Origin of the sequence: Coleofasciculus sp. G2-EDA-02, from assembly GCF_040226375.1 — a bacterium.
Taxonomy (GTDB): domain Bacteria; phylum Cyanobacteriota; class Cyanobacteriia; order Cyanobacteriales; family Coleofasciculaceae; genus Coleofasciculus.
In genome coordinates this window covers 1-7,421 of record NZ_JAVKEW010000028.1, presented here as the reverse complement: position 1 = coordinate 7,421, position 7,421 = coordinate 1, and the positions used below count along the sequence as shown (strand labels likewise).

The following is a 7,421-nucleotide window of genomic DNA, read 5'->3' as shown; positions in this document are numbered from 1 at the left end:
ATATTATATATAGTAGATACCTGCGTGGTCAATTGTGTGTACCGATGAAAACAGAAAGACTAGATATCAGATTAACTAAGTATGAAATGCGACAACTAAAGGAAGAGGCTACCAGGCGGGGAATGAGCAAGTCTGAGTTGAGCACAAGCTTGATAGCTCGTTTAAGAGCACCTTTGTAATTTGGTCATCTACGTCCCTCCGATGACCCGCCTCATATCCCACACCTAAAAGGATGTGGGTTTTACGGCGCTTCTATAAAGTATGCTGGACTTGGCAAGTTCTACCTGATTGGAGGGCAAGCGATGAAACCTATCCCATTGTGCCTTCGCTGTTTGTTTGTCGGTGTTTTCCTCACCGGCATAATTCCCTACCCAATTTTTCCCGAAACAGGATGGTTTTCTAAGGGCGATCGCACCTTAAACTGGGGGATAGGTTGGCTGGACTCGATGCCCTCGGCTCAGGCTCAATCCATTACCCCAGCCGCCGATGGTACGAACACCAGAGTCAACCCTGAAGGGAACCGCTTGGATATTCAGGGGGGAACGCTTTCTGGAGATGGCGAGAATCTCTTCCATAGCTTTGAGCAATTTGGAATCTCCCCCGATCAAATTGCTAACTTTATCTCCGATCCCCAAATTCGCAACATTCTGGGACGGGTGGTTGGCGGAGATACCTCTGTGATTAATGGTTTAATTCAGGTGACAGGGGGAAATTCTCATCTTTTTTTAATGAATCCGGCGGGGATCATTTTTGGTGCTGATGCCCAGCTTAATGTTCCGGCGGCATTTACGGCAACGACGGCGACGGGGATTGGCTTTGGTACTGAGAACTGGTTTAATGCGTTCGGTGAAAATCGGTATCAAAATTTAATCGGGACTCCCACAACCTTAGCGTTTGACTTGGCTGACTCAGCAGCGATTATTAATCATGGCAATTTAGAGGTGGGAAAAGGTCAGACTTTAACCTTAGCAGGTGGTAGTATAACCAATACAGGGCAACTAACTGCACCAGGAGGACAAGTTGCGATCGCGGCTGTACCGGGTGAGAATTTGCTCAGAATCAGTCAACCGGGAAGCCCCCTCACCTTAGAGATTACACCCCCTCGCTCCACCACTGGGGAGAAATTACCGATTAGTCCCTTGGATTTACCCGTTTTACTCACCGGGAATAGCGGTCAAGTCGTCAATGAAGGGCAACTATCCACCACCGATACAAATCAGGGTGGCACAATTCATGTCGTTGGTTCTAGGGTAAAGAATCTCGGTTCTATGACAGCGGATGGGGCGGATGGAGGTAATATTCAGATTCAGACTCATCATTTCCTGGACACAGGACTAATGAGTGTTGGGGGAAACCAGGGAAATGGTGGGGAAATTCAGGTTAATTCTACAGGTACGGTAATTCAAACCGCTAGCGCCACAACCCGGGCAAATGGTTCTCAGCAGGGAGGCGTGATTGAATTTAAGGGTAACGCCGATACTGTCTTAACCACTTCAGGCAACATTGAGGTGACGGGAGAGGTGGGAGGTACAGTTCATCTGTTTGCTGAGACTGTCCAATTATTAGCAGCAGATATTGATGTCAGTGCTAACAGTGGCGGCGGTGAGATTTTAGTGGGTGGTGATTTTCAGGGACAGACATCAGACGCCATTAATGCCCAAACTACGGTAGTGAATCATAGCAGTATTCTAAACGCCAACGCCTTAACCACCGGAAGTGGAGGACGGGTAATTGTTTGGTCAGATCAACTGACTCAATTTTCTGGAACGATTCAGGCGCGAGGTGGTGCGATTAGCGGTGACGGCGGTTTTGTGGAAGTGTCGGGGAAAGACTCGCTGGCAATGACGGGTACTGTTGATGTGGGGGCTGTTGATGGATTAGCCGGGACGCTGTTACTCGATCCGAAAAATATCGTAATTGATGATAGTGTAGGCGCTATTCCCCAGTTTGATCTTGCTGATCCGAATGCTGGTAACGGTTCCGGGTTTGGTGATGCCATTGTGCCGTTGAGTACAGCAAATGTGGCGGTTACGAAGCCAGGAGATAACTTGGGTGGGAATGATGCGGGTGCGGTTTACCTGTTCGATGGTTCAACTGGAGGATTACTTAGCATACTGACGGGTCAAACCGATGACCAAGTGGGGAGTGGTGGTGTTACGGCTCTGAGTAATGGCAATTACGTCGTCGTTAGTTCCCAATGGAATAATCGGGTTACAGGGGCGACAGATATAGGGGCGGTGACGTGGGCTGATGGCACAACTGGGATTTCGGGAGAGGTTAACGCAACTAACAGTTTAGTTGGTACTCAGACTGGTGACCAAGTTGGTCTTAATGGTGTAACGGCACTCAAAAACAATGGCAATTATGTGGTCAACTCCACGTTTTGGGGGGAAAGCCGAGGAGCGGTGACGTGGGGTAATGGCACGAAAGGGATTACCGGAGAAGTAAATGCCAGCAACAGTTTAGTTGGTGCTAGCCCAAATAATCTGGTGGGATTTGTTGAAAATGGTTTTGACGGTGTAACTGCACTGGAAAACGGAAATTATGTTGTCAGTAGCCCCTTCTGGGAAGAAAATGCCACAAATTTTAGTCTAGGAGCCGTGACTTGGGGTGATGGTAGGACTGGGACTACAGGAGAAGTAAATGCCAGCAACAGTTTGGTTGGCATTCGGACAGGGGATCAAGTTGGTAGTGCTGGTGTTACAGCGCTGAGTAACGGCAATTACGTTGTTAGTAGTCCCCTCTGGAACAACGGAGCAATGCAGGATGTGGGCGCTGTTACCTGGGTTGATGCTATCAACGGTTTAACCACGGGTTCAGTCACAGAAAATAACAGTATCATTGGTAGCCAAGAACAAGACCAAATTGGTAGTGGTGGTGTAACTGCATTGACTAATGGAAATTATGTGATTAGCAGTCCCAACTGGAACAATAATCGAGGAGCAGTGACTTGGCGGGATGGCAATCTGCCAACTGGCAATGAGCAAGTAAGTACAATCAATAGCTTAGTCGGTAGTACACAAGACCAAATTGGTAATGGTGTTCCAGGTTTTCCTTCCCGAATTGAGGGTGTTATTGCGCTTGCTAATGGCGATTATATTGTCAACAGCCCTGACTGGAATAATAATCAAGGAGCAATCACTAAGGGCAATGGCACTATTGGTACTATTGATGTCGTTGATGAGACGAATAGTTTAGTCGGAACTCCAGCATCCTCTGACCGCATTGGTAGTGGCGGTGTCACCGCGTTGAGGAATGGAAATTATGTGATTAGTAGCCCGGAGTGGAACAATAACCGAGGCGCTGTGACTTGGCGTGACGCCACAACCGAGACTATCGGTCAAATTAGCGAACTCAAAAGTTTAGTGGGAAACTTGACGAATGATCAAGTGGGTAGTGGCGGCGTTATTGAATTAAATAATAGCAATTATGGTGTCAGTAGTCCCAACTGGGACAATAATATAGGAGCCGTTACCTGGGTGGATGGGAGTAATGGACAAACCTGGAATGGTAAAAACAGTATCAGCGATCAAAATAGCATTATCGGTCGCCCGTCGGATTCCGGTTTAGGTACAGTCGTTAATGACCCCGTTAATCAGACCTTTTGGGTACAATTTGCCAAGGAAGGTAGTGGTCGAGTAACAGTCGGCGTCCCGGAAAATCTAACATTTGCTCGTTTTCCTGATGCTTCGCTAACGTTTTCTCCTACCTTTTTAGAGCGTACTCTGAATACGGGTACAGCCGTTGTCCTGCAAGCCAATAATGATATTACTCTGAATAGTCCACTGGATATTGATAATCTTAGCGGCAATGGCGGCGACCTCACTTTTAAAGCCGGACGCAGTATTTTTATTAACGATAATATCACGACAGATAACGGAAATTTAACGTTAATCGCCAACGAAACCCTGGCAAATGGGGTGGTTGATTCCCAGCGAGATCGGGGTGACGCGGAAATCGTATTGGCAAATGCAATAACAATTGATACAGGTGAAGGAAATCTTAACATCGCTCTGAATACGGGGGCAGGCTTAACCCATAATCAAAGTGGTGACATTAGGTTAGGAGGTAATATTAATGCGAATAATCTGAGAATTGATCATCAGGGAAATGATGGAGGAATTATTCATCAGGCTGCCAAGTTTAACCTAATGGGCGATCTAACGATTTCCAGTCGTACCCTGGATCTGGTGGGTCAAATTACAACGCAGAATGGTAGTCTGGAATTCAATGCACCGATTAACTTGACAGGCGATACTGCTCTCACGACAGGCGGTGCGGGTACGATTATTTTTAATAACACGCTTGACGGAAACTATAACCTCGAACTTAATCCGGGTACGAGTCTTACGCTTGATAATCCTATCGGCACAATTACTCCTTTGGATAACCTCACCATTAATGGAAATATAAATCTTGCTACTACTATTAATTTGACGGGAACATGGCGACAAAAGGGTTCAGTGACGCTGACGGGTGATAGTCGTCTGAGTACGAGTTCTGGTGATATTCGTTTCCTCAATCAAATGAATGGTAGAAATGGAACAGAAAGCCTGAACATTATCGCGGAAAGGGGTACGGTACAATTACCTGAAACAGTAGGTAGCACTACCCCAATCGGCAATCTTACTATTCTCAGTAATCGTTTAGATAGTCCAACGTCAGTCAGGATTAATCTCACCGGAAATTTTCAACTCAATGGCGCTAATCCACTGAATTTTGCAGGTGAGGTGACAACAGCAAACGGTTCTATTGAATTTAATGCTCCAACGATTCTAAACGGCGATACGTTCCTGACGACAAATGGCGGTGATATCCAGTTTAATAATACGCTTGAAGGGAGTAGTGGTGCGGCGAATCTAAATCTGATGTCAGGAATAGGAAATATCACGTTCACAGATAGTGTGGGTGAAACAACTCCCTTGGGCAATCTGACTATTTTCAATGCCAATAACCTCAGGGCAAGTAATTTGATTAGGGCGGCTAGTCTGAAGCATATAACAGGAACTGGCACAATTAATCTACAGGATGTGCAAACCTCTGGAGGGGCAGTTGAACTGACAACGGGTAATATCCTAACTACGGGTAATATTACAACGGTTGGGGGTGATATTCGTCTGACTAGCCATCAGGATCGGGTGAATAGTAAAAACTTAAATTCTTCGGCGGAGATGGGTGGTGATATTTTGATTGAGGCTGAGGCAAGTATTGATGCTGGGGAAATCAATTCTAGTGGTAATATCGGCGATGGCGGTAATGTTATGCTTGATCCCCGTGAATATATCGAAGTGAATTCGATTAACGCACAGGGGGGAAGTAATGGCAGAGGGGGCAAGGTTGAGATAGAGAGCGATCGCGTCTTTCGGGCAATTGGCAGTTTTCCCCACAATGGTAGGGAAACCAGCATTTCTACAGCCGGTGGGAAGGGTGGCGGCGATATCACGATTCGTCATGGGGGAGAAGGCATCATTCCCTTTAATGTGGGAGATGCAACAATTAACGGCACAGCTGCTGCCATTACCAGTGGTGAGTTTACCATCGCCCCTTTCCAATCCTTTCCCTTTACCCACACTGAAGGCAATATTGGGATTATTAGCGTTGACGAAACCTCAGATATTCCCGTTAACCCCATTGATTTAACCACCACTGATTCCAATAAAAATCAACCCCCAGTTGAAAAGGATGAATCTGGGGTGATGGAGATTGATAACTTATTTAGTCTAGATTATGAAAAGTATTTTGGCACAGAAAGACGGGCAGGGATTACCTTAGAACAAGCGCGAGAAATCTTACGCCAAAATGCAGCAGCAACAGGGGTGAAGTCGGCGGTGATTTATGTAGTATTTGCCCCACAAACAATTAGCGCAGTGCCTGAAGGCGTAGACGTTGCGCCAAATAATACCAGTTTATTGCGATCGCTAACCCCGCAACCGAGCGATCGCCTAGAATTAATTCTCATTTCTGCCGATGGACAACCTATCCGGCGATCGGTTAATGTAACCAGAGCAGAAGTTCTCAACATGGCAGCTCAATTTCGTCGCACTGTAACGAATGTAATCGATGACCGGAACTATCTGCCACCGGCTTACCAGATGTATCAATGGTTGATTCAACCTATAGCTGCTGATTTAGCCGCGCAAGATATCAAGCATCTGGCATTTATCATGGACACAGGCTTACGTTCTATACCTGTTGCCGCTTTGTCTGATGGTAAGCAGTTTATCATTGAGAACTATAGTGTCGGCTTAATGCCTAGCCTCAGTCTCACCGATACTCGTTATCGAGATGTCAAAGATGATTCGGTTTTGGCAATGGGGGCTTCAAAGTTTCCAGATAAGGCGCCTTTACCCAGTGTTCCCATAGAGTTACAAGTGATTGCAGATCAGGTGTGGCAAGGTGAATCCTTTCTCAATGAAGAGTTTACCTTGAATAATCTCCAGCAAGCTCGGCGTCAAGCGACGTATGGTATTATTCATTTAGCTACCCATGCCGAATTTAAACCGGGGAAACCGATGGATTCCTATATCCAATTGTGGGGGGACAATAAACTCAGATTGGATCAGATGTGGCGGTTAGATTGGCATAAACCAACCGTGGAACTTTTAGTTTTAAGTGCCTGTCGCACAGCTTTAGGCGATGAGGAAGCAGAGTTAGGATTTACGGGATTAGCAGTACAATCTGGAGTCAAGTCAGCCTTGGGCAGTCTCTGGTATGTTAGTGATGAAGGGACACTGGGATTGATGAGTACATTTTACGAGAAACTCAAACAAAGTTCAACCAAAGCCGAAGCCTTGCGAAAGGCACAACTAGCAATGCTTAGAGGTGAAGTGAAACGAGAAGACGATCACTTAATCACCACTAAGAGTAGTATTCCCTTACCATCTGATTTTCCGTCGATTAACCAAAACTACAGCCATCCTTATTATTGGAGTTCCTTTACCCTAATTGGTAATCCTTGGTAATGGGGGAATAAACATGATTTCAACAACCCCACGCTACTTGAGCATCTTGGTAAACTTGGGTTTCAGTGGGAAACTTCCCGTCACTTTCACCATAGCCTCGGTAGTCAAATAACAAGACATCCAAACCCAATTGGTGAAATTCCATAGCCTGTTCGACATTCGCGCCGATATTTTCCCCATTCCCATTTGACATCCTCCCACCACTAATTCGGAGTACCGAATATAGTGGGGGATTCCCAAGAATTCTTGGTTCGCAGTTCATCGAGCCGACTTAGAGCAAGAGCGTCTCCGTTCTTGAGCCAGAGGTCAGTTTCTCTGTGCGCTTTTGAGCTTTTGGCTCCAGATTCCGTATGCCCTACGGTACTGTTTAAGTATTCAGCTAGCAGCTTGAATCCCTTTGCCAGAATGTTTTTTGCGGCGTTATAGTCACGGTCTAAGACTGTGCCGCACTTGTTGCAT

2 protein-coding genes and 1 pseudogene are annotated in these 7,421 nt (G+C 46.1%); 1 reads left to right on the top strand and 2 read right to left on the bottom strand.

Translation table 11 applies throughout. The features are described 5' to 3' along the window. Positions 1-302 precede the first annotated feature (302 nt). Positions 303-6,962 carry a CHAT domain-containing protein gene (locus RLO19_RS03100; protein ID WP_446353743.1) on the top strand — a complete coding sequence of 2,220 codons (6,660 nt, stop codon included), beginning with the start codon at positions 303-305 and terminating at the stop codon, positions 6,960-6,962. Positions 6,963-6,981: 19 nt separating this feature from the next. Here RLO19_RS03100 and RLO19_RS03095 read toward each other — a convergent pair whose 3' ends face one another. Further along, positions 6,982-7,155: a hypothetical protein gene (locus tag RLO19_RS03095; protein ID WP_446353741.1), complete on the bottom strand. Its 174-nt coding sequence runs from the start codon at positions 7,153-7,155 to the stop codon at positions 6,982-6,984. 10 nt (positions 7,156-7,165) lie between these two features. Then, positions 7,166-7,421: pseudogene (locus RLO19_RS03090) on the bottom strand (RNA-guided endonuclease TnpB family protein); the annotation flags it as partial.